This window comes from Nocardia sichangensis (assembly GCF_047200615.1).
Lineage (GTDB): Bacteria > Actinomycetota > Actinomycetes > Mycobacteriales > Mycobacteriaceae > Nocardia > Nocardia sichangensis.
In genome coordinates, this window is record NZ_JBJZOK010000003.1 from 366,646 (window position 1) to 388,676 (window position 22,031).

Sequence of the window (22,031 nt, forward strand, 5' to 3'; positions counted from 1 at the left end):
CGGGGAAACATTCCGGTAGGTTGCCCGTATGGACGTGACGGAGTTGTTCGACGACCCGCGCCTGACCACGATGGGCCTGCTGTTCGAGGCCTACGGCGGTGTGGTCGCCAAGCTGGAGCAGGTCTGGAATGCGCACGGTCTGTCCGGACTGGATCTGAACGCCCTGATGCGGCTGAGCCGTTCGCCGGGGCGGCGGCTGCGGATGACGGAGCTCGCCGTGCAGACCGCGCTGTCCACCAGCGGCGTCACCCGGCTCGTCGATCGGCTGGCGCGCGCCGGGCTGGTGGAACGCGAGCTGGACCCGGGGGATCGGCGCAGCGCGTACGCGGTGCTCACCGAGGCGGGCGCGGCGCGGCTCGCGCAGGTGCTGCCGGACTATCTCGCCGCCGTCGACCGCTGGTTCGTCGGTTTGCTGACCCCCGAACAGCTCGCGGCGTTGTCCGAGGCGTTGCGGATCGTGCGGGACACCGCGAACCCGGAGGCCACGTTCCGCATGGACTGAGCGTCAGGCGCTCGCGGCGAGCAACCGTTCCAGGCCGTCCAGGATCAAGTCGAGGCCGAAATCGAAATCGGCGATGCCCGAATGCTTCCCGTCGATCACCAACTGAGCGAGTGCGTTCATGTGCGGATACTCCTCGGCTGGGATGCGCGGCAGGAACTGTTGTGCCGCAGCGACGTATGCGGCCGGTTCCGTGGAAAATTCAACTCCTGCAATGTGAAACCGTAGCGGTGGCCGTCCAGCGCGTTCCAGGCGCGATCGGCTTGCGGCAGGGAGAAACCCGCCGCGCGCAGGCAGCCCACGGTGGCGTCGATGTAGCGCAGCATCGCGGGGCCGACGTTGAGCCGGGTGCCGATCAGACCGGTGGCCCACGGATGGCGCAACAAGACTTCGTGGGCGGACGCCGACCGGGCACGCAGCGCGGCCTTCCAATCGCCGCCTATGGCCGTAGCGCCATCTCGGCCACCACCAGATCGGCGATGCCCGGCGGTGGCCGAGGCCTGGTCGCCACCGACACCCGAGCCGGGTCGGCAGCCGTGACGGGTCATCCGGCCAGGACCGCGCCCCGGTGTTCCGCGAGGTAATCCGCCCAGGTCAGCTCGCCGACGTCGGCGCCGTCGGTCACCAGATTTCCGCCCGCGCGATAGACCCGGCCCGCCTTGCCCGGCACCCGGACGGTCAGCAACGCCCGCCGCTTGCCCAGCAGCGCCAAGTAGTCGCGGATCAGCTCGCGCATGCCGATCACCTCGGGCCCGACCAGATCCGGGACCCGTCCGGCGGGCGCGCCGAGCGTCAGCTCCGCCAGCCGGGCCGCCACCTCGCGCACGTGCACCGGCTGGAGGCGCACCCCACCGAGCACCGGGAGCACCGGCGATTTCAGCATCGTGTCCACCAGCTTCGGCACGAAATCATGGAATTGCGCGGCACGCAGTGTGGTCCACGGGATACCCGACTCCGCGATGGCCTGCTCGGCGGCGAACTTCGCGCGGAAGTACGTCATCGGGAGCAGTTCGGCGGCGGTGACCGAGATGTAGACGATGTGCCCTACGCCCGCGGCGGTGGCGGCCCGCAACAGATTCGCGGTGGCCACGTCGTCGCCCTTCGCGTCGCCCGCCAGATGCAAGATGGTGCCGACACCCGCCACCGCGGCATCTATGCCGGTGCCGCGCAGCAGGTCTCCCGCGACGAACTCGACTCCGCCGTCCGACGGACGTTCGGTGCGGCTCAACACGCGCACGTCGGCCCCGGTCGCGCGCAGCAGCGGGAGCACTTCGCGGCCGAGGGTGCCCGTGCCACCGGTGACCAGGATCTTCGCGGTCATGACTGTCTCCGATCTCGTCGGTGCCGATGGGACGTTCCCATCGCTTCACCGAGACGACGACGTGCGGGCGCGGACTGTGACACCTGTGCCGGGCACCACTCCTGACCGCGATAGTGACCGTCTGAGCCGGGTCAGTCGGCCGCCGCGCCGAGGCGCGCGGCGAGTTCGCGTAAGTGCGTGACGAGTTCCGGCGGTTCGTGCACCCGGAAGGGAAAGCCGAAGCCGGCGACGTAGATCGCCAATTCGTCCAGCGAATCGGAACCCGTTCGCAGCACACAATTTTCCGCGTCCACCGCCTCGATCACGCCGACGGTCGGGGCGATCCGCTCGGCGGCCACTTCGGCGGCGACGCGCAGGGTGATGCGGGCCGCGTAGCGGTACGGCGCGGTCGACACGCCGCGGGAGAGATACCCGGGCAGGTCCGCGTCGGGCGCTTCGCGCGGGGCGAAGCGGGGACCGGTGGGGATGCGCGGCCGCAGGCGGTCGACGCGGTAGGTGCGCCAGTCCGCGCGGTCGACGTCCCAGCCGATCAGGTACCACCGCCTGCCCGTGTGGGCGAGGCGATGCGGTTCGGTGACGCGCAGCGAGGTGGCGCCGTCGTGGGCGCGATAGTCGAAGCGCAGGCGGTGGTGGTCGCGGATGGCCACCGCGACAGCGGTCAGCACGTCCGGGTCGACGGTCGGGCCGCCCGCGGGCACTGCGACGGTGGCCTCATGGAGCATGCCGACACGATGGCGCAGCCGTGCGGGCAGCACCTGCTCGAGCTTGGCCAGCGCGCGTAGCGAACTGTCCTCGATGCCCGCGATGGTGCCGCCCGCCGCGGTGCGCAGGCCGAGTGCCACCGCCACCGCCTCGTCATCGTCCAGGAGCAGTGGCGGCAGCTTCGCTCCCGCGCCGAGCCGGTAACCCGCCACGCCCGGTGTCGCGTCCACCGGGTAGCCCAGCGCGCGCAGCTTGTCGATGTCCCGGCGGACGGTGCGCACGTCGACACCGAGTCGTTCAGCGAGTGCGGCGCCGGTCCAATCGCGCGGGGTCTGCAACAGCGACAGCAGACGAAGCAGGCGCGCCGAGGTTTCCAACATGGGAAAAGTCTGCCCGAAAGCTAGGGCGGAAGCTGTCCTAGGCAGGCCATACCGTCGATGACATGACCGACGAAATCACTCCGTTCCGCATCGAAATCCCGCAGCGGCAACTCGACGACCTGCGTACCCGTCTGGACGCGACCCGCTGGCCTGCCCCCCTGCCCGGGGACGACTGGGACACCGGTGTGCCGACCGCGTGGCTGCGCGAGCTGGTCGACCACTGGCGTACCGGATACGACTGGCGCGCGGCCGAAGCGCAACTCAACTCCTATCCGCAGTACACGACGGAGATCGACGGGCAGACCATCCACTTCCTGCACGTGCGCTCGCCCGAGTCCGGCGCGCTGCCGCTGCTGCTGACCCACGGATGGCCCGGCTCGGTGGCCGAATTCCTCGACGTCATCGGGCCTTTGAGCGATCCGAGGTCGCACGGCGGCGACCCGGCCGACGCGTTCCACCTCGTCATCCCGTCGCTGCCGGGATTCGGGTTCTCCGGCCCGGTCGCCGAGACGGGCTGGAGCATCACGCGGATCGCCGCGGCGTGGGCCGAGCTCATGCGCAGGCTGGGGTATGAGCGATACGGCGTGCAAGGCGGCGACATAGGAGCGGCGGTGAGCCCGGAGGTGGGCCGAACGGTGCCCGATCGGGTCGTTGGCGTGCACGTCAACGGCGCGCCGGGTCTTCCGCCGCTGCCGCGCGCGGAGGCGGAGCTGGCGAGCCTGACCGAACTGGAGCGCGATCGCGTCCGGCGGATGCAGGCGTTCATGCGGGAGGAGTACGGCTACGTCGCCATCCAGTCCACCCGCCCGCAGGCCTTGGCCTACGGACTGACCGATTCTCCGGTGGGGCAACTGGCCTGGATCATCGACAAGTTCCGGGAGTGGACCCATCCACGGGCCGTCGAGCCGGACAAGATCCTCGACCGGGATCGGCTGCTGACCAACGTGATGATCTACTGGCTCACCGGCACCGCGGGCTCCTCGGCCCATGTCGGCTACGCCCAGGACGCCCCGTGGGGCGAGCCGAAGCGCAACTCCGGCGTGCCGACGGCCGTGCTGGTCTTCGCCCACGACGTCGGCATTCGTCGCTACGCCGAGGAAGCCAACACCATCACGCGCTGGAACGACGTCGATCGCGGCGGCCACTTCGCCGCCATGGAGGAACCCGCGCTGCTCACCGCCGACATCCGCGAGTTCTTCCGCGACCTGCGCTGACGAGTCAACCGGTGAGCTCCTGCGCAGAAATCACACGCAGTTCGTAACCTGCGCTCATAACTCAATCGGTGAGCTCCTGCGCAGATAGCACCCATAGTTCGCGACCCCTGCGCTCATAACTCAACCCGTGAGCTCCTGCGCAGATAGCACACATAGTTCGCGACCCCTGCGCCATAACTCAACCCGTGAGCTCCTGCGCAGATAGCACACATAGTTCGCGACCCCTGCGCTCATAACTCAACCCGTGAGCTCACCAGCCGAGCGCCAGGAATTGCGTTCCGCGGTGAACGCTTCCGCCTGCTTCGCGCGGAAAGCGTCGATGGATCGGGCGTTCTCGGCGAGGAACGCCCGATACTCCGCCAGGCGGAATTCGCCGTCCTCGGCTCGCACCCGCACGTCGCCCGCGGCGAAGTCGGCGCGCAGGTCGAGCAGTTCCTCCGCTTCGACGGGATACCAGCGGATCCGATCGAAATACCGCAGTAGCCAGGGTGTTTCGACCCCCGATGCGGCCCGGTCGGCGCCGGGAGGAACCGGGCCCGCACCGGCTCGGTGATTCCACACCTGCGTGGTGCGTCCGACGAACTGATATCCGCCCGGCCCTTCCATGCCGTAGATGCACAGATAGGCGCCGCCGATGCCGACCGCGTTCTCCGGCGTCCAGGTGCGGGCGGGGTTGTACTTGGTGGTGACCAACCGGTGCCGGGGATCGGTGGGTGTGGCGACCGGCGCGCCGAGGTAGACGTCGCCGAGGCCGAGAACCAGGTACTCGGCTCCGAACACGGTGTCGTAGACGTCCGCGACGGAAGCCAAGCCGTTCATGCGGCGGATGAACTCGATGTTCCACGGGCACCACGGCGCATCGGCGCGCACACCGTGCATGTAGCGGGTGATCGCCTCGCGCGTGGACGGATCGTCCCAGGACAGCGGCAGATGAACGACCCGGCTGGGCACCACCAGCTGAGCGGAGGCGGGCAACTGCGCCTCCGTCTCGGCGAGCAGGTCGAGCAGCGCGGTCACGGACAGCACGTGCGGGTCGACCCGGATCTGCAACGAACGGATGCCGGGGGTCAGCTCGGTCACGCCGCGCACTCCGGCGGCGAGCAGGTGCTGGTGCAGCGCGTGCACGCGGGCGCGCAGGCCCAGATCCAAGGTCATGGCGCCGTATTCGACGAGTACGCCGTCGTCGCCCGCGCGACGGTAGGTCACCGCGGTCTCGTCGTCGGCTTCGCAACGGCGCAACACGCCGTCGTCGCCGTCGCCGCCCGACGAGAGCACCGTCGGCCACCCGGCCCGGCGCGCGAGCCCGAGCTCCCGGATCGAGGCCGCTCGGTCACCGCGGACCGGCACGAATCGCACGCGGTCGCCCGGCGAGAGCTGCCCGAGCTTCCAGCGGTCGGCCGCCACGACGGTGACCGGGCAGACGAAACCGCCGAGGCTGGGTCCGTCCGGACCGAGCAGAATGGGCGTGTCACCGGTGAAGTCCAGCGCGCCGACGGAATACGGGGTGTCGTGGATATTGGACGGGTGTAGTCCCGCCTCGCCGCCGTCGGTGCGGGCCCATTCCGGTTTCGGCCCGATCAACCGGACGCCGGTGCGGTCGGAGTTGAAGTGCACCTCGTAGTCGGTGCCGACGACGGTCTCGAAGTCGGCGCGGGTGAAGAACTCGGGCGCACCGTGCGGGCCCTCGGTGACGGCGAGTTCCCAGCGCCGGGCCAGCACGGGTTGCTCGTCCATCGGCACGGCCGCCGTGACGCGGCCGTGGTGGGTGCCGAGCGCGAGCGACTCTCCGGCGCGCAACGCGGCGCCGGTGCCGCCGCCGAAGCGGCCGAGCGTGAAGGTGGCTGCGCTGCCGAGGTATTCGGGCACGTCGATACCGCCGGCGATCAGCACGTAACAGCGCATCCCCGGTCCGCGCACCGCGCCCACGTCCAGCACACCGCCCGCGGGCACCCGCACCGTCCGCCACTGCGGCGCGGCGACGCCGTCCACGGTCACCTCCGCCGGAGCGCCGGTGACGCAGACCCAGCCCGGTGCGGTGAACCGCAGCGCGGGGCCGCCGAGGGTGCATTCCAGTCCGGCGGCGCCCTCGGCATTGCCGAGCGCGCGATTACCCAGACGGAAGGACAGATCGTCCATCGGCCCCGACGGCGGGACGCCGATGTGCCAATACCCGACCCGGCCCGGCCAGTCCTGCACGGTGGTGAGCATGCCGGGGCGAACGACCTCGATCCGGCCGGGTCGCGCGGACTCGTCCTGCGCGACCCGGGCCACCGGTAGCTCGGCGACGGTCATCGCGACACCACCATGCGCACCGGGGTCGGGTCGAAGCCGTTGCAGGGGTTGTTGATCTGCGGGCAGTTCGACACCAGCACCAGCGTGTCGATCTCGGCGCGCAACGTGACCCGTTTGCCCGGCGCGGACAATCCGTCCACGATGCCCAGCGTGCCGTCCGCCTCGACCGGAACGTTCATGAACCAGTTGATATTCGACACCAGGTCGCGTTTGCCCAGGCCCCAGCGCAAGGCCTCGGTGAGGAAGTTCTCCACGCAGGCGTGCTGGTGGCGGGTGTGGTGGCCGTAGCGCAGAGTGTTGGATTCCTGCGAGCACGCGCCCGCGATGGTGTCGTGGTTGCCGACCTCGTCGGCTACCACCGTCATCAGTGCCGTGCCCGTGTCGGTGCGCAGCACGCTGCCGGTGGTGAGGAAGATGTTGCGCTGGGCGGTGATCGTGGCCTGCGCGCTGTAGCGTTCGGAGTGATCGGCCGCCGAGTACAGCAGGCAGTCCACCGCCTGGTTGCCGTGCAGATCGATGATCTCCAGGTCTTCGCCCGCCCGGACCACCGCCGACCAGGGCGAGCGGGCGGGGACGGTCTCGTCGAGCACGATGGTGCGTGCCGTGGTCATGCGGTTGCCTCCAAGGTCAGCGCGGCGGTCCAGGCTTGTTCGGTGTTCTCCAGTGCCCGTCGGTATTCGGGGTCCTCGTTGCCGGGTGCGGCGAGGTCTTCCGGTGCGGCCCACGCGACGAGGTCGAGGTCGGTCGCGGGCCGGTCGTCCAGCGGGTGTGCGGAATTGGCGACCAGCACGGTGACCGGCAGGTGCACGAGCAGATCGACGGAGGAGCCGGGGGCGGCGCTGCCGGTCGAGACCAGCGCGCCGTCCTGCCGCACGCGCACGCCACGGAAGAACGAGACCGTCGGGCCGATGTCGCGGGGCTCGAGGCCGTGTTTCGCGCCCGCGAGGCGCAGCGAGTGCCGGGCCTGGTCGGTGGGTCCGCAGAGCGTGTCGTGGTGGCCGGAGGTGTCGGCGAGTACGGTCGCCAGCACACGGCCCTGGTCCGACAGCAGCGGGTGACCGCCGCCCAGGTACGCCTGCCACGGCACCTTGACCGTGTCGGCGACGTTCAGGCGCTCCCACGGCGCTTCGGCGCGCACCAGCAGCAGGTGCGCGCAGGCCGCGCCGTGCGGGTCGGACAGGCGGACACGGGTGCCGCGTCCGAGCGCGATGTTCGCGTAACCGCCCGCCGGAATCCGCTGGGCGAAGGTGATCTTCGAGGCGGAAATGTCGGCGGGGAGCGCGGGATTCGCGATCGTCGCCGCCGCGGCCTGCGCCCGTGCGTGCGCTCGCGCGCCGGAGGTGTCCGCAGTGCTTGTCACGATGATTCCTTTCGGATACCGAATGTGGGGGAATGCGGCGGTGCCTGGCAGCGCGCCGCCGCATCGAAGGCGCTCAGGCCGGTTGCGGTGCGGGCTCACCCGCGGTGACGCCGCGCGACCAGCCGACCACGAAGCGGTGCACCACGACGCCGACGGCGAGCACCAGCAGCACGAAAAGCGGTGCGGCCCAGAGCATCCACCAGCCGCCGCCAGCCGGGGCGTATACCTCCGCCCGTGGCCAGGCCAGGTTCACCACCATCGCGATGCCCCAGACCACGGCGAGCGCGTTGACCGGAATGCCGAACCGGCCCAGGCCGAACAGCCGCGCGTCGGTGCCCGCGTCCGGCAGGCCGGTGAACCGGCGGATCAACAGCGGCACCGTCACCAGCAGGTAGGCCAGGTACAGCGTGACGATGCAGACGCTGGCCAGCGTCGCGAAGATCGCGGCGTTGCCGAGATTCAGCACCAGCAGGCCGATGCCGAGCGCGCCGATCACGATCGCGGGCAGCACCGGCGTGCCGTAACGCGGGTGCACCGCGGCGAGCCTGCGGGCGAACGGCAGCTTCCCGTCCCGCGCCATGGAGAACATCAGCCGCGAGCCCGCGGTCTGGATAGCCAAGGTGCACACGGTGATCGCGACCGCCACGCACCCCAGCAGCACCTTGCCCGCCGGGCTGTCCAGCTTCGCGGTGAGCACGTAGGCCAGGCCGTCGGAGGCCAGCGCGCCGTCGGACAGGCTCGGCGCGGCCATCAGCGCGCCAAGCAGCATCAGCCCGCCGCCCAGCGCCGAGACCGACAGCGCGGTGAGAATGGTGCGCGGCGCGACCCGGCGGGGGTTCTTGGTCTCCTCGGAAAGCTCACCCGCGGAGTCGAATCCGACCATGACGTAAGCCGCCATCAATCCCGACACCAGGAACGCGGCCCAGTAGGGACCCGGCGCGGCTTGGTCGGTCTCCAGTACCACGCCGGGCCCGCGCTCGGTGTGGGTGAAGAACAGCGCGATGATCGCCAGCACGCCGACGATCTCGACTGTGACGCCGATCGAGTTGATCCGCGCCATCAGGTCGATGCCGATCACGTTGATCAGCGTGGTGACCACCAGCAGGATGCTGCCCAGCAGCACGGCGTTGGTCGCGCCGGACGGCGAGGTGAGCGCGGTGTCGGTGCCGACGAGCTGGAATCCGGTCCAGATCGATGGCAGCACCACCTGCAGGGCGATCGCCGCCGCGGCGGCGGTGACGATCTGCGCGATGATCATCATCCAGCCCGCGAACCAGCCGACGAGTTCGCCGCCGAGTCGCCGGGACCACTGGTAGATGCAGCCCGAGATCGGGTAGCGCGCGGCCAGTTCGGCGAAGTTGAGCGCGACGAGGAACTGTCCGGCGAACACGATCGGCCAGGTCCAGAAGAAGGCGGCTCCGCCGAACGAATAGCCGAAGCCGAAGAACTGGAAGATCGTGGTCAGGATGGAGACGAACGAGAAGCCTGCCGCGAAGGAGGCGTAGCGGCCGAGCTTGCGGTGCAGCACGGGCTGATAGCCGAACCTGGCGAGGTCGGCGCTGTCGCCGGTCAGGTCGGGTGGCGGGGTCTGGGCGAGCGTGGTGGCCATGGGCGGTCCTTCGGCGTGCGGCCAATAACTATCAGACGACAGTTTTGCCGCCGCGATCGCGCTTTCGGTGACCTGCGTGTATCGCTTTCGAGACCTTCGGTAACTTCTGTGTTGCGGGGATTTCTATCAAATGACAGAAAACGCACCGCCCGCCGTCGGCGAGCTGTGCGCACGACCACCGCGGCGGAGCTTCCCCGCGCCGACCTGCCAGAATGAACCCGTGGCAAACCTCGGGCCCGGACGGCCGCGTCTCGAACAGCGACGCAGGCGCGGATCGACGCCGCGCGCCGAGATCCTCGACGCCGCAGGCGAACTGTTCACCGCCAACGGGTACGCCAACACCTCCACCCGTGCTATCGCCGACGCCGTCGGCATCCGGCAGGCCTCGCTCTACCACCACTTCGCCGCCAAGGACGACATCCTCGACGCGCTGCTCGCCGAAACCGTCGCCGCCCCGATCGAACTGGCCGAGCGCCTGCGCGCGGCGTCCGAACCAGTGCCGGTCCGGTTGTACGCGCTGGCACTGTTCGACGTGCGGCAACTATGTGCGTCCCGCTGGAATCTCGGTGCGCTGTACCTGCTCCCGGAACTGCGCACCGAGCGCTTCGCCGCCTTCCGCCTGCGCCGCGACGAATTGCGCGGACATTACGAGACTTTGGCCGCGCAGGTGCTGGCCGAGGTCGGCGCGGTGAGCGTGCCGGGTACGCAGTTGCTGCCGTTCCGGTTGGTGGAGACGGTGATCAGCATTCGCTCCGACGAAGGAGCCGCGCCCAGGTACGCCGAGCGCACGATCCCCGGGGCGGTACTGCGCACTCTCGGCTGGCCCGGAGATCTCGACCCGATCCGGGCCGAGGCGATCGTGCTGCTGGACCACCTGGCGATGCCCAACCCATGACACGGTACGGCTACCGATTGCGCTCGATCCCCCGGCTCCGATCCTGGCTGTGCAAATAGCCCCGCACGACCGACGGAGCATGACCCGGCGACTCCCGCACCGCCGCCGACGGCGGTTCCGCTTGACCGAGCCCCAGAATCTTCACCACCTCCGGTGGTATTCCGCGCGCTTGCAGCCGCGCCAGATGTTCCGCGCGTTCCTTCTCCGCTGCCGCGCGTTCCTTCTCGGCCGTCGCACGTTGCTTGTCGGCTGCCGCACGTGCCTCGGCCGCCTCCCGGGCCGCCCGTTCTCCGGTGTCGGCGGTTGGTCGTTCCCGGTACTGCTCGGGTGCCGGGAATTCCCGCGCGACCCGCTCGGCTGCCGCACGTGCAACCCGTGCACTCTCGGTTTCCGGCGCTTGGGGTGCTTGCCTGGCTCGTTCGGCTTGCTCCTGGACCTGTCTGGCGTGTTCGGCTCGCCGCGGGGCTTCCGCCCGGCCACGCTCGGCGGCCTTGCGGAACTGCTGCACCTTCCGAAATCCCTCGGCTCGCTCTCGCGCCCGAATGATTTCACGTATCTTCGGTAGCCGTTGGCGGGCGCGGTTGGCACGGTTCAGCTCGTATCTTGTCTTCAATTCGAGCTGGCGAGCGTCCTTTTCGCGGCCCAACCCCTTGGCGAATGCCGCACGGGCCTGTTCCCGCGTCAACTCTTGGTGAATCACCCTGTTGCCGAATTCCTGCTTCAGCGCGATCAGCGACTTCTCGTATTTCGGCGACATCTGCTCACCCGCGACGGTCCGAATCAGGAGCGATTCGATCTCGCGTTTCGCGAGTAGCTCGCGATCCTTTTGCAGCTCCCGGAGGTCGTTTTTGCTACCGGTCCGACCCGATTTGTCTTCGATGGCGTGAACCCGGCCTTGCTCGTCGGCCTTGGCTTTGTCGTAATGTCGTGGACCCAGCGATGTGGTGTACCGGTCCGGTTGCTGCACATAACCGTTTTGACGGTCATGGAAGAGGTGCTCCAGGCCGTTCTCGAAAATCCGCCCGCGAGCCGGGTTATCGAAATGTTCTCGGATCCTGTCGTACTCATCAGGCATGACAGCACCCCCCCGAATTCTTGAATTAGTCAGATAAGAGGTTTACGGCTACCTGTCGTTACGTGACGACGAGTATTCTTCGGCGAATTCGCGCAGCATCTCCGCTATACCGGAGAACATTCCTTCATCCGCCGGGTCGTAGTCCTCGATCATGAGTTTCATCAATCCGTATGCGGTGTCACCGTCGGTGTCGAACCCGTATTCGAGCAGTGGATTGATGTGGTCGTAGAATGAATTTTCGCGCCCGAACCACTTATAAGACTCCCAGTGTGCGCCTGCGAACCTGATGAAAAGTTCGCCCAGGAAACATATGAAGGCGTCAGCCATGTCAGCGTTCTCGGGGGCCATCGCGGTAGCCAAGTCCGGGAAGAGCTCGGCAACGATCGAATCGAGCCGCTCAACCTCCGCTGAGTCTTCCGGCCACGGCTCCGAAGGAATCTCGCGTATGCCCGCATAGTCCATGAACTTCTGGACCTGCGCCGCGCGGCGGTCCGGGTCGACCCATTTACCCCATTCGGTCTGCTCGACGGGTACGCCGAGATCCATGGTCAACTGCTCGTCATTCCCCACGCCCAGCTCCTTCTCGTCATGGCCCGAACAGGTCAGTGTCGCGCGTACACCGGTCACGGGACAAGAACCTCATCGCTCCAAGTACAACTTCTCGTTCGGTAACCTAGGCCAGCCCTCGGCACTATCAGGGAGTATGTGCGCCGCGTCGACGTAGTGGCGTTTCCGGTGGTCTTCGATGAACGTCAACGCGGCAGTAAGGCAGGCCGTGAAGTCGAGCCGGACGCCGTGCAGGAACACGGACAGATGCACATCAGGATCGTTCCGCAGCGGAGAAGTCATCGCGTCTCGCTTCCGGTCATCGCCTACCCGGACCGACACACGCCCGAATGGACTCGACCACAACCATTCCGGACGGACGGTACCTGTCCCGGGGTGTCTCTATCCAATGCCTGACAGCGCCGGACTCAGCTGTGGGTGACGGCAGTGCCACAGTGCCGCCCTCCCGGACAATCGACACGTCGAGCCGGAACATCTCCGCGAAAAGCTTGGTGTCGTCTGGAAAATCGGGCCGCACAATGTAGGTCCACCTGTTCGAGCGAGGATGCGCCACAATCGGCCCCATGGCATCCCGGCGGCGCTGCATGACTTGCCTGACGGCTCGCCCTAACGGAGCGGGCATGGTCAACGCTCCAACGTACGACGCGCGCATGATGATGCGCCCCAGCTCGGGTGGGTCGATTACAGCGGGCAAATCACACATGCGCCGGTAAAAGTGGCAGCGAGACCGGGGTGTGTCCCCGAAAGGTATGGTTTCCATCCGTTTCAGATCTTTTGGACAGGCTGGGCGGTGTGGATCTGCTCGGATTGCCACTCATGTAGGGCGCTCAGAAACCGCTCGAGAACATCGGCAGGGACATCGGCCAACGGCGTGGCAGGCCGCGAGAGGAAGGGGTTTCGATGTGGGAGCGCATTATTCGCCATGCGAACAGGATGTTGTGAAGGGTCGACGTTCGGTACGCGACTTGTTCGGTTCGCGAAACCCGCGCGAAAGCGCACCAAGTCTTCCGCTGATCGAGTTACCCTCCTTCCGTTGCGAAATGAAGCTGCATCGCAGAGCGGAAGGGGGTCGCAAGGGGTGAACGAAGAAGACGACGGGCCGGAGGACGCCGAAACCAGTTTGCCGCGTAGACAGTTGGGTCGTTTGCTTCGAGAGGCGCGGACGGCGGCGGGTCTGAGCCTGGAAGTGGCAGCGCGGACACTCGGCTGGGGTAACGCAACCATCAGCAGACTGGAGAACGGCCGCAACAAGAAGGTCAGGGCGACGGACCTCGACGCTCTGGGTGCGCTGTACGGGGTCGACGAGGAAGACCTTGTGGAGTGGAAGGAACTCGCGGGACAAGCCCCGGTCCGCTCCTGGCTGCGAACGTACAGTGACGTACTGGAGCCGAAGTTCAACACTTACGTCGTGCTGGAGTCTGCCGCAAGTGAACTGGCCATATTTCAGCCGCTCATCATCCCCGGACTACTCCAGACTCGCGCCTACGCTGAGGCCATGAACCGCGCCAGGCAGCCTCGAGTTTCGGAGGCGGACTTGGAACGGTTGGCAGCAGTTCGGGCTCGGCGTCAGCATCTACTCACTCGGCCACGGAACCCGTGCAGACTCACAGCCGTAATACACGAGAACGCCCTGCGGACGGTCGTCGGCAACCGGCAGGTGATGGCTGATCAGTGCCGACACGCGGCGGACATGAGCACGCTCGACAACATCGAGGTCCGCATACTCAGGCAAGAAGTTGGCTTGCCAACTGGCAGGCTCGTCACCCCCTTCATTGTGATGACCTTTCCGAAGGACTCACAGGGCAAACCAGTTGAACCGTCTGTCATCTACGCGGAGAGCTACACGGGGGATGCGTATCTCGAGAAGCGTGAGGATGTCCAGCGCTGTAGGCACACGTTCCTTACGCTGGCCGAAGCGACTATGGATGCCCGCTCGAGCCGCACCCTGTTGAGAGAGATAGCAAGGAGTTACGACAGTGAACGTTGAACTCGACCTAGCGGGAGCGAAGTGGTTCAAGTCACGCCACAGTTCGGGGGGCAGCGGCGAATGTGTCGAGGTCGCACACCTCAGCGGAGGCATGGTTGGCGTTCGTGACTCCAAAAATCCGACCGGCCCGGCGCTGATCTTCACCCCAGCAGAGTGGGACGCGTTCACCGCCGGGGTTGTCGATGGCGAGTTCCAGCGCCCATAGACGAAACGAAAAGCCCGCCTTTTGCTGCGACGCAGCCCGGCGAATGGCGAACTGCGGAACTAATGCGACTCGGTGAATCCCGGTCCAATCGATGGCCCGGCGAACCGGCAGGGCTCAGCCGGTCCCTGCGCTCCGGGTGCGGGGACGGCTGAGCTAGCGTCGATGAAGCCGGTAGGGAACGAATTCCACCTGGGCGGTGGGGCGTGGAACGAGGCGGAGCGCCGGAATCTCGGATATCGACAGGCCGCCAACCTCAGTGCGTCGGCGGCCCGATCTGCCAATGCTCCTGCAACGCCCCCGCGATCTGCGGCAACACGGTCACCGGAATCCGCTTGCGCCGCAGTATCGCCCGTATCTCCGTGACCTGGTCGCGCTTGCGCAGGTCGTACGCTCCCGCGACCGGGCGGACCACCGGGGGAATGGACAACAGCACCAGTTCGCCGTGGGGTTCGTCGCCGCCGATGAGGTCCAGCGCCAGCGACCATCGGGCGCGCTCGTCCAGGGTGAAGCGCCCGGCCACCACGCGGTCCCACGAGATGCGGGAGATCGTCCACGGCTTGCGCCGGTAGATGGCGTGATCGGTGAGCACGACGGCGTCCCGGGTGAACAGGGCGACCAGCACCGCGATACCGACGACGGCTCCGGCCAGCAGGCCGGTGAACACCCGGTTCACCCCGAACGCGGCGACGAACGAACCGCAGATCGTGACGGTGGCAAGGATGCCGAGCACGCTGTAGAACACGGCGCGCTGCGTCGGAACGACACCCGCCCGCACCGTTGTCATCTCACCTACCTGTTCATGGCGCATATCCGGCCACCGTACCGTCTCGCGCTCCGGCCGCGCACCTGGCCGTTCCCAGATGTGACCGGCGCTCAGAGGGTCAGCGGGACCGCGGCCTCGGCCGTGTACACCAGGAACGTCAGGCTCTGCTGGAAGTACAGCTGCACCGACGTGCTGTCGTGCGTCAGGTAGCCGATGGACAGGTCCTGGCCGATGCGCAGATCGAAGTCGCCGCCGCGCGTGGTGAGCACGATCGCGCCGTCGATGGCGGGCGCCCAGATGATCTCCCCTTCCGGGATGAGGCGCTCGATATGCGTGCGGATCATGTGGCCGTGGTCGGAGGTCTCGCTGACCGCGGTGTACAGATCGGCGCTGAGCAGCACCGAGTACGGTCCGTCGACACCGGCAAGCCGCAGCGCGGTCAACGCCTGCGCGATCGACTCGGGGACCAGACGGGTGTCGCTGGGCAGCGTGATCGGATCGTTGGACGAGCTGGCGCGGATGCCGGTGATGTGCGCGGCCGTATAGCCCTCGAAGATCGCCCGGTCCTCGGCGAACGCCATCTTCTTCGCGGCGTCCTTCACCGGGTCCAGGTCGGCGTCCTGCGCGCCGCGCTCCACGTTGTCGAGTTCCTCGCGGGAGAGCGTGAACGGCACCCGCAGTTCGACCAGCGGCGCGACCACCCGCTGACGGGCGAACACCCCGGCGTCCGGCGAATCGATCGCCGTGGTGTGCCCGGTGCCCACCGCCGAGTAGTCGACGCCGTGCGGGCCGGACAGGTCGACGACGCGCCGGCCCGCGATGTGCCGCTTGAACGTGCGCGTCGCCTCCTCCTCGATGGCCGCCCACGCCTCGGAGGTGATCGGCGCTAGTTCGCGATGGAGGTTGTTCATGACCGGATGCTCCTTTTCAACGAGCCGATACCGAGGGCGCCGTCGCCCGCGGGCGCGGCGATGCCGAGCGGATCTGCGGGACCAGCGCCGTCGGTGTCCACGGACACCGCGGATTCCGCCGCCTCCCACGGCGCAGGCGGCAGATCGTCGAGGAAATCGACGGTGGGTGCGAAGAACGAGGTGCCGGTGTGGGCGACGGAGAAATCCAGGATGCGGTCGTAAGCGGCCTCGTCGGTGCCGAGGAACATCCGGGTGAGCATGCGTTCGGTGACGCTCGGCGTGGCCGCGTAGGCGATGTAGTAGGTGCCGAACACGCCCTCGCGCACGCTGCCGAAGGGCATGTTGCCGCGCAGGATCTGGCGTTCGGTGCCGTCCGGATCGATCAGCGTGTTGACCTCGACGTGCGAGTCGGCCGGCTTGATCTCGTCGGGGAGTTCGAAGTCGTCCAGTTTGGTGCGGCCGATGACGCGCTCTTGCTCTTCCACCGACAGCGCGCGCCAGTCCGCCAGCGGGTGCGTGTACTTCTGCACGATCACGTAGCTGCCGCCGGTGAAGTCCGGGTCCTCCTCGCCCACCAGCGCCGCCGCGTAGGCCGCGCGACCCTCCGGATTCTCCGTGCCGTCCACGAAACCGAGCAGATCGCGCTGCTCGAAGTAACGGAAGCCGACCGTCTCGTCCACGATCGTTCCCGCACCGGCCAGCCGATCGCCGATCGCCATGGCCAGCTCGAAACAGGCGTCCTGCACCTCGGACTTGATGTGGAACAGCAGGTCGCCCGGCGTCGCGGGCGCGGTGTGGCGTGCGCCGACGTAACCGGGGAACGGATGCAGCTCAGCCGGTTTCGGGCCGGCGAACAGGCGGTCCCATGCGTCGGAGCCGATCGAGGTGACGCAGGTCAGGTTCGCGCCCGGCAGGCGGAAGCCCACCGAGCGGCGCAGGCCGGTGATGTCGGCGAGCAGGTCGCGGACCGTCGCTTCGCCACCCTCGTCGATCGTGGCGACCAAGAAGATCGCGGACGGTGTGAGCGGTTCGAGGATCGGCTGCGGCTCACCCATGATCGACACCCTAATGCCCGACCGGTCCGGCCGGGCTACGGACCCGCATCGTGGTGGCTACATCGCCACCGTCAGCAGGAACGCGACGTCGTCGATCGCCTTGACGCTGTGGCGCGCCTTGGGTATCACGATCAGGTCGCCCTCGGAGCCTTTCCATTCGTTGGCGCCGCTGAGCAGCACCAGGGTGCCGCTGAGCACCTGCAACGTGGCTTCGCCGGTGTTGTCGTGTTCGGCCAGGCTGTGCCCGGCCGTCAGGCCGACCACCGTTTGCCGCAGCGTATGCGTGTGGCCGCCATAGATTGTCTGTGAACTGCGCCCGCTCGTGGCGAGGGCGGCCAGCTTCAGTTGCTGGCGCGCTACCGCAGTCAGCGATTTCTTTTCCATGGACCGCCTTTCGCAGAGCACCACAGCCGGTGCCGGGCTGGTGGCAACGGCTCGAGGCGGGCGACCGGACGCGGGTCCGGCCGCCCGCATATCGAGGAGTATGCCCGAGTCCGTCGCGGCGCGGGCCGGGTTCGACCGTCCCCGCCCGTGGGGGCGGCGTTCGCGGAGCCTCTTGGCGTGGCGCGCTAGGCGGGCCGCCGGGTGTAGTGCCGGATGCGGTAGCGCAGGCCGGTGGCCGAGGTGCGCCACGGCTCCGGGTCGTCGGGCCGCCACTGCGGTCCGATCGACGGCGCGAAGGCGTCGCCCTCGACCGCGGTATCGATCTCGGTGACGCGCAGGTCGGTCGCGAACTCGAGTGCGGCGCGGTAGATCTCGCCGCCACCGGCCACCCAGACCGCGTCCGGGGCGCACTTGGCCAGCGCCTCCGGCACCGATGACGCCCGCTCGGCGCCTTCGGCCGACCAGTCCGGCTGTCTGGTCACCACGATATTGCGCCGCCCGGCCAGCGGCCGGAACCGCGGCGGCAGCGAATCCCAGGTCCGTCGGCCCATCACCACGGGATGTCCCCAGGTGACGTCCTTGAAGTGCGCCATGTCCTCCGGCAGCCGCCAGGGGATGGTGTTGCCGGACCCGATCACCCCGTCCAGGGTCTGCGCCCAGATCAGCCCGACCGTCCGCTCGCTCACACCGCCACCGGGGCCTTGATGGCCGGATGGTGCCGGTAGTCGATCACCTCGACGTCCTCGTAGCGGTAGTCGAACAGCGTCGGCGCGGGATGTAGCCGCAGCGTGGGGAACGGGTAGGGGTCGCGGGCGAGTTGCTCGGCGACCTGGTCCAGATGGTTGTCGTAGATGTGGCAGTCCCCGCCGGTCCAGATGAAGTCACCGGGCGTCAGCTCGGTCTGCTGGGCGACCATGTGGGTGAGCAGGGCGTAGCTGGCGATGTTGAACGGCACGCCGAGGAACAGGTCGGCGCTGCGCTGGTAGAGCTGGCAGGACAGCTTCCCGTCGGCCACGTGGAACTGGAAGAACGCGTGGCAGGGCGCCAGCGCCATCTTGTCCAGGTCGGCGACGTTCCACGCCGAGACGATGATGCGCCGGGAGTCGGGGTTGGTGCGCAGCGTGTGCAGCACCTGGGAGATCTGGTCGATGTGCGTTCCGTCCGGCGCGGGCCACGATCGCCATTGCACGCCGTAGACCGGGCCGAGTTCGCCGTGGGCGTCGGCCCATTCGTCCCAGATGGAGACGCCGTGCTCGCGCAGCCAGCCGATGTTGGAGTCGCCGCGCAGGAACCACAGCAACTCGTAGACGATCGACTTGAGGTGGACCTTCTTCGTGGTGATCAGCGGGAAGCCCGCCGCGAGGTCGTAGCGCAACTGGTGGCCGAAGACGCTGCGCGTTCCGGTGCCGGTGCGATCGGCTTTCTTCGTGCCGGACGTCAGCACCAGTCGCAACAGGTCCTCGTACTGGGTGTCGGGAGCCGATGCCGGATCGAGCGCGTCATGAGCCACGTCTGGCAACTCTAGTCTTCGTGCTCGCACACTCGGCGAGCCGATCGGGCGCGTCCCGGGCCACGCCTGACGACGGTGGCCCGCCGCGGCCCTGGCAAGCTCGAGCCCATGCGCAAGCTCTACGTGATCGGCATCGGTGCAGGCGACCCCGACCAGGTCACCGTGCAGGCGGTCAAGGCGATGCGACAGGTCGAGACGTTCTTCGTCATCGGCAAGGGGGAGGCCAAGCGGGAACTGGTCGACGTGCGGACGGCGATCCTGGCCGAACACATGGATCGGCCGTACCGGATCGTGCCGATCGCCGACCCGCCGCGGGACCGCACGCCCACCGACTACGTGGACGTGGTCGACGACTGGCACGATCGCCGCTCGGCACTGCTGGAATCGGCGTTCGCCGCGGCCGACGGCGTCGGCGGCATCCTGGTCTGGGGTGATCCCGCGCTCTACGACAGCACGCTGCGGATGATCGAGCGGGTGCTCGCCCGCGGCGTGGTGCGTTTCGACTACGAGGTGATTCCCGGCATCACCAGCGCGCAGGCCCTGGCCGCCCGGCATCGGATCGTGCTGCACGGCATCGGTGAGCCGGTACGCATCACCACCGGCCGCCGCCTGCGCGACGAGGGACTCGGCGCGGAGAACGCCCTGGTGATGCTGGACGGCGACTGCTCGTTCACCACGATCTCGGCCCCCGACGCGCACATCTGGTGGGGCGCCTACCTCGGCATGCCGGACGAGACGTTGATCGAGGGGCCGCTGTCGGAAGTGGCCGAGGAGATCGTGCGCCGTCGCGCCGAGCTGCGCGACCGGAAGGGCTGGATCATGGACATCTATCTGCTGCGCCGCGGGGAGTGATCCGCCCGCTGCCGTGTGCGAACCGGCAGGTTGTCGGTAGGGCTGGGTAGTCTGAACCCCGTGCCTGAGCTACCGGAAGTGGAGGCGTTGGCTCAGTTCCTCCGGGAGCATGCGGTCGGCGCCGTGGTCGGCCGCGTCGACGTGGCCGCGTTGAGCGCCGTCAAGACGTTCGAGCCCCCGGTTACCGCACTGTCCGGTCGAGACGTCACCGGCGCGGGGCGCTGGGGCAAATTCCTCGGCATGGAATGCGACGGGCTGTGGCTGGTCACGCACCTGTCGCGGGGTGGATGGCTGCGCTGGATCGATGAGCCGAGCCCGACGCCGCCCAAGCCGGGCGGCAAGAGCCCGCTGGCGCTGCGGGTGCACTTCTTCACGCCCGAAGGGGCGACACCCGCGTTCGACCTCACCGAGGCCGGCACGAAGAAGCGGCTCGCGGTGTACGTGGTGGCGGACCCGAAGGCGGTGCCCGGTATCGCGCGCCTGGGCCCCGACGCGCTGGAGGTGACCGAGGCGCAGTTCGCCGAGATCCTGCACGGCACCTCCCAGCGGATCAAGACCGCGCTCGTGGACCAAGCGCTGCTGGCGGGCGTCGGCAACGCCTACTCCGACGAGATCCTGCATACGGCGCGGATCTCGCCGTTCGCGAACACCAAGACCCTCCCGGCGGACAAGGTGGCCGAGCTGTACACCGCCATGCGCACGGTGCTCACCGACGCGGTGCAACGCTCGGTCGGCCAGGACGCCGCCCGCCTCAAAGGCGAGAAGCGCTCCGGTATGCGGGTGCACGCCAGGACCGGGCAACCCTGCCCGGTCTGCGGCGACACGGTCCGCGAGGTCTCCTACGCCGAACGGTCCTTCCAGTACTGCCCCACCTGTCAGACCGGCGGCAAGATCCTCGCGGACCGGCGGATGTCGCGCTTGCTGAAGTAGCGGCCCGGCTCAGGTCAGCGTCGGGACCCGCACGCCCTGCCAGGCGAGTCGTTTCTCCCGGTCCGGGTCGTGTTCCACGCGCGTGGGGTAGTCGATGATCAGGGTGGACCTGCGGGCCTCCGTGTAAGCGGGCCAGGACGGCAGCGGAGTTCCGGTGCGCGCGAAAGCAAGCCAGTTGTCCTGGAACTGCTCGGTGACCGCCCGCAGTCCGCGCCTGCCGCCCGCGGCGGTGAAGGCCCGGCCGATCGGAGTATCCGTCACGCCGAAGACCGGAACGAGATCGGTCGCGTGCGTGGCGCCGATCCCGGCGAGTTGCAGGGCGCGCGGGGCGAAGTCGTAGCGGTAGGCGTAGGTAGGCGCGTGCCTGCTGTGACCTTCCATGACCGTCACCGAAGGACGCCAGAAGGTGTAGTCGCCACCCGCACGCACCGCGGCCTTCGGCTGGGGATATCCGGGATACGCCGCGGCGATCCTGGACTCCGCCTCGGTGGAGTTACCGAGCGCCGAGCGCAGCCGGTCCGGGGTGGTGGGCAGTTCGTCGGCGAACCTGGCGAACAGCGTGCCCTCGTCGCGGTTGGTGCCGATGATCAGCGGCACCCGGTGCGCGGAGCCGTCGGTGATCGCGTCGACCGGGGAAACCGGCAGGAACTCGCCGTCCACCACCGGGCACACCGGAAACGCGCCGGGCTGTTCCCGCACCACCTGGCCGATGGTGCGGTCGACCGCGCGGCGGATGTCGTTGGCGCCTGCCGTGCGCAGGGCGGTGTGCGCGGTGTCCGGCGTGGCGCCCAGCGCGGCGACGCAGCGGCGCGCGAAGCCGCGGGCTTCCTCGGCCGTCACTGCCCAGTCCGCGGGTGGGCTCTGGGAAATGGCCTGATGGAAAAGCCCTTTGGCTTTCGGTGTGGCCAGGAGACCGAGTACGGCGTGCGCCCCGGCCGACTCGCCGAAGATCGTCACGTTGCCCGGATCGCCGCCGAAGGCCGCGATATTGGTGCGCACCCACTCCAACGCGGCGAGCTGGTCACGCAAGCCGAGGTTGGAGTCGAACGGTTCCTGCGCGGTGCCGAATTCGCTGAAGTCGACGTAGCCGAACGCACCCAGCCGGTAGTTCAGCGAGACCACCACCACATCGCCACGCAGCGCCAGTCGCGCACCGGAGTACAGCCCGAGCGCGGAGGTTCCGATGAGATAGCCGCCGCCGTGGATGAACACCAGCACCGGGCGCGGGCTCGCCGCCTGTGTCGCGGGCACGGTGACATTGAGTGTCAACGCGTCCTCGCTGGTCGGCTGATAGGCGCGCGGCCCGATCCGTGCCCCGGAGCGATGCTGCATCGCCGCGGAGGTGAAGTCCGTCGCCGCCCGAACGCCGGACCAGGGTTCGACCGGCTGCGGAGCGCGAAACCGCAGGTCTCCAATGGGAGGAGCCGCGTAGGGAATGGACCGCCAGCGCAGGACGCGGCGGCCCCTGCGACCGCGGACGACTCCGTCGGCGGTCGCGATATCCATTGTTGCCACCATTT

The 22,031-nt window shown here is 68.3% G+C and carries 23 protein-coding genes; 7 read left to right on the plus strand and 16 right to left on the minus strand.

Features of this window, described 5'->3' with window-relative positions:
• Positions 1 to 28: 28 nt before the first annotated feature.
• A complete protein-coding gene (locus ACL03I_RS06080; RefSeq protein ID WP_355074748.1) occupies positions 29 to 502 on the plus strand; it encodes a MarR family winged helix-turn-helix transcriptional regulator in 474 nt (157 codons plus the stop codon).
• A 116-nt stretch (positions 503 to 618) separates the two neighbouring features.
• Here the strand turns inward: ACL03I_RS06080 and ACL03I_RS06085 are convergent, their stop codons facing one another.
• The 3 genes from ACL03I_RS06085 to ACL03I_RS06095 form a co-directional block, all read right to left on the minus strand.
• Positions 619 to 1,047 (minus strand): TetR/AcrR family transcriptional regulator C-terminal domain-containing protein, encoded by a 429-nt coding sequence (locus tag ACL03I_RS06085; protein ID WP_412805320.1) that lies wholly within the window; start codon positions 1,045 to 1,047, stop codon positions 619 to 621.
• Positions 1,044 to 1,820, minus strand: a complete 777-nt coding sequence (locus tag ACL03I_RS06090; RefSeq protein WP_412805321.1) for an SDR family oxidoreductase — start codon at positions 1,818 to 1,820, stop codon at positions 1,044 to 1,046. Before ACL03I_RS06090 ends, ACL03I_RS06085 begins: the two co-directional genes overlap by 4 nt.
• Before the next feature lie 131 nt (positions 1,821 to 1,951).
• Positions 1,952 to 2,902, minus strand: coding sequence for a helix-turn-helix transcriptional regulator (locus ACL03I_RS06095; protein WP_412805322.1), 951 nt, complete (start codon positions 2,900 to 2,902; stop codon positions 1,952 to 1,954).
• Between the two features lie 62 nt (positions 2,903 to 2,964).
• Between ACL03I_RS06095 and ACL03I_RS06100 the strand changes: the two genes are divergently transcribed.
• Complete coding sequence (locus ACL03I_RS06100; RefSeq protein ID WP_412805323.1) at positions 2,965 to 4,116, plus strand: epoxide hydrolase family protein; 1,152 nt, start codon at positions 2,965 to 2,967, stop codon at positions 4,114 to 4,116.
• Positions 4,117 to 4,353: 237 nt separating this feature from the next.
• Here ACL03I_RS06100 and ACL03I_RS06105 read toward each other — a convergent pair whose 3' ends face one another.
• The 4 genes from ACL03I_RS06105 to ACL03I_RS06120 form a co-directional block, all read right to left on the minus strand.
• Positions 4,354 to 6,408: a 5-oxoprolinase/urea amidolyase family protein gene (locus ACL03I_RS06105; RefSeq protein WP_412805324.1), complete on the minus strand. Its 2,055-nt coding sequence runs from the start codon at positions 6,406 to 6,408 to the stop codon at positions 4,354 to 4,356.
• The gene (locus tag ACL03I_RS06110) at positions 6,405 to 7,019 is read right to left on the minus strand and encodes an urea amidolyase associated protein UAAP2 (RefSeq protein WP_412805325.1); all 615 of its coding nucleotides are present in this window, start codon (positions 7,017 to 7,019) and stop codon (positions 6,405 to 6,407) included. Before ACL03I_RS06110 ends, ACL03I_RS06105 begins: the two co-directional genes overlap by 4 nt.
• Positions 7,016 to 7,768 carry a DUF1989 domain-containing protein gene (locus tag ACL03I_RS06115; protein WP_412805326.1) on the minus strand — a complete coding sequence of 251 codons (753 nt, stop codon included), beginning with the start codon at positions 7,766 to 7,768 and terminating at the stop codon, positions 7,016 to 7,018. Before ACL03I_RS06115 ends, ACL03I_RS06110 begins: the two co-directional genes overlap by 4 nt.
• 73 nt (positions 7,769 to 7,841) lie before the next feature.
• Complete coding sequence (locus ACL03I_RS06120) at positions 7,842 to 9,377, minus strand: amino acid permease (RefSeq protein ID WP_412805327.1); 1,536 nt, start codon at positions 9,375 to 9,377, stop codon at positions 7,842 to 7,844.
• Between the two features lie 220 nt (positions 9,378 to 9,597).
• Here ACL03I_RS06120 and ACL03I_RS06125 point away from each other — a divergent pair, with 220 nt between their 5' ends.
• Positions 9,598 to 10,272, plus strand: a complete 675-nt coding sequence (locus tag ACL03I_RS06125) for a TetR/AcrR family transcriptional regulator (protein WP_412805328.1) — start codon at positions 9,598 to 9,600, stop codon at positions 10,270 to 10,272.
• A gap of 10 nt (positions 10,273 to 10,282) precedes the next feature.
• On the opposite strand, the gene ACL03I_RS06130 is transcribed toward ACL03I_RS06125, so the two are convergent.
• Positions 10,283 to 11,347, minus strand: coding sequence for a hypothetical protein (locus ACL03I_RS06130; protein ID WP_412805329.1), 1,065 nt, complete (start codon positions 11,345 to 11,347; stop codon positions 10,283 to 10,285).
• Positions 11,348 to 11,395: 48 nt separating this feature from the next.
• On the minus strand, positions 11,396 to 11,974 hold the full coding sequence (locus ACL03I_RS06135; RefSeq protein WP_412805330.1) for a hypothetical protein: 579 nt from the start codon (positions 11,972 to 11,974) through the stop codon (positions 11,396 to 11,398).
• A gap of 1,018 nt (positions 11,975 to 12,992) precedes the next feature.
• Between ACL03I_RS06135 and ACL03I_RS06140 the strand changes: the two genes are divergently transcribed.
• Both ACL03I_RS06140 and ACL03I_RS06145 read left to right on the plus strand, forming a co-directional pair.
• Positions 12,993 to 13,901 (plus strand): helix-turn-helix domain-containing protein, encoded by a 909-nt coding sequence (locus tag ACL03I_RS06140; protein WP_412805331.1) that lies wholly within the window; start codon positions 12,993 to 12,995, stop codon positions 13,899 to 13,901.
• The gene (locus tag ACL03I_RS06145; protein WP_412805332.1) at positions 13,891 to 14,106 is read left to right on the plus strand and encodes a DUF397 domain-containing protein; all 216 of its coding nucleotides are present in this window, start codon (positions 13,891 to 13,893) and stop codon (positions 14,104 to 14,106) included. Before ACL03I_RS06140 ends, ACL03I_RS06145 begins: the two co-directional genes overlap by 11 nt.
• Positions 14,107 to 14,359: 253 nt before the next feature.
• Here the strand turns inward: ACL03I_RS06145 and ACL03I_RS06150 are convergent, their stop codons facing one another.
• The 6 genes from ACL03I_RS06150 to ACL03I_RS06175 form a co-directional block, all read right to left on the minus strand.
• Positions 14,360 to 14,890, minus strand: a complete 531-nt coding sequence (locus tag ACL03I_RS06150; protein WP_412805333.1) for a hypothetical protein — start codon at positions 14,888 to 14,890, stop codon at positions 14,360 to 14,362.
• Between the two features lie 89 nt (positions 14,891 to 14,979).
• The gene (locus ACL03I_RS06155; RefSeq protein WP_397278592.1) at positions 14,980 to 15,780 is read right to left on the minus strand and encodes a family 1 encapsulin nanocompartment shell protein; all 801 of its coding nucleotides are present in this window, start codon (positions 15,778 to 15,780) and stop codon (positions 14,980 to 14,982) included.
• Entirely contained in the window at positions 15,777 to 16,835 is a 1,059-nt protein-coding gene (locus tag ACL03I_RS06160; protein WP_412805334.1) for a Dyp-type peroxidase, read from the minus strand. Before ACL03I_RS06160 ends, ACL03I_RS06155 begins: the two co-directional genes overlap by 4 nt.
• A 57-nt stretch (positions 16,836 to 16,892) precedes the next feature.
• Positions 16,893 to 17,219 (minus strand): cupin domain-containing protein, encoded by a 327-nt coding sequence (locus ACL03I_RS06165; RefSeq protein WP_355074712.1) that lies wholly within the window; start codon positions 17,217 to 17,219, stop codon positions 16,893 to 16,895.
• Positions 17,220 to 17,404: 185 nt separating this feature from the next.
• Positions 17,405 to 17,905 (minus strand): dihydrofolate reductase, encoded by a 501-nt coding sequence (locus ACL03I_RS06170; protein ID WP_355074710.1) that lies wholly within the window; start codon positions 17,903 to 17,905, stop codon positions 17,405 to 17,407.
• Entirely contained in the window at positions 17,902 to 18,729 is an 828-nt protein-coding gene (locus ACL03I_RS06175; protein WP_355074709.1) for a thymidylate synthase, read from the minus strand. Before ACL03I_RS06175 ends, ACL03I_RS06170 begins: the two co-directional genes overlap by 4 nt.
• A gap of 108 nt (positions 18,730 to 18,837) precedes the next feature.
• Here ACL03I_RS06175 and cobF point away from each other — a divergent pair, with 108 nt between their 5' ends.
• Together cobF and ACL03I_RS06185 are read left to right on the plus strand one after the other, a co-directional pair.
• Positions 18,838 to 19,581: a precorrin-6A synthase (deacetylating) gene (gene cobF / locus ACL03I_RS06180; protein ID WP_412805335.1), complete on the plus strand. Its 744-nt coding sequence runs from the start codon at positions 18,838 to 18,840 to the stop codon at positions 19,579 to 19,581.
• 60 nt (positions 19,582 to 19,641) lie between these two features.
• Positions 19,642 to 20,511 (plus strand): Fpg/Nei family DNA glycosylase, encoded by an 870-nt coding sequence (locus ACL03I_RS06185; RefSeq protein ID WP_412805336.1) that lies wholly within the window; start codon positions 19,642 to 19,644, stop codon positions 20,509 to 20,511.
• Between the two features lie 9 nt (positions 20,512 to 20,520).
• Here the strand turns inward: ACL03I_RS06185 and ACL03I_RS06190 are convergent, their stop codons facing one another.
• Positions 20,521 to 22,029, minus strand: coding sequence for a carboxylesterase/lipase family protein (locus ACL03I_RS06190; RefSeq protein WP_412805337.1), 1,509 nt, complete (start codon positions 22,027 to 22,029; stop codon positions 20,521 to 20,523).
• Between the last annotated feature and the right edge of the window lie 2 nt (positions 22,030 to 22,031).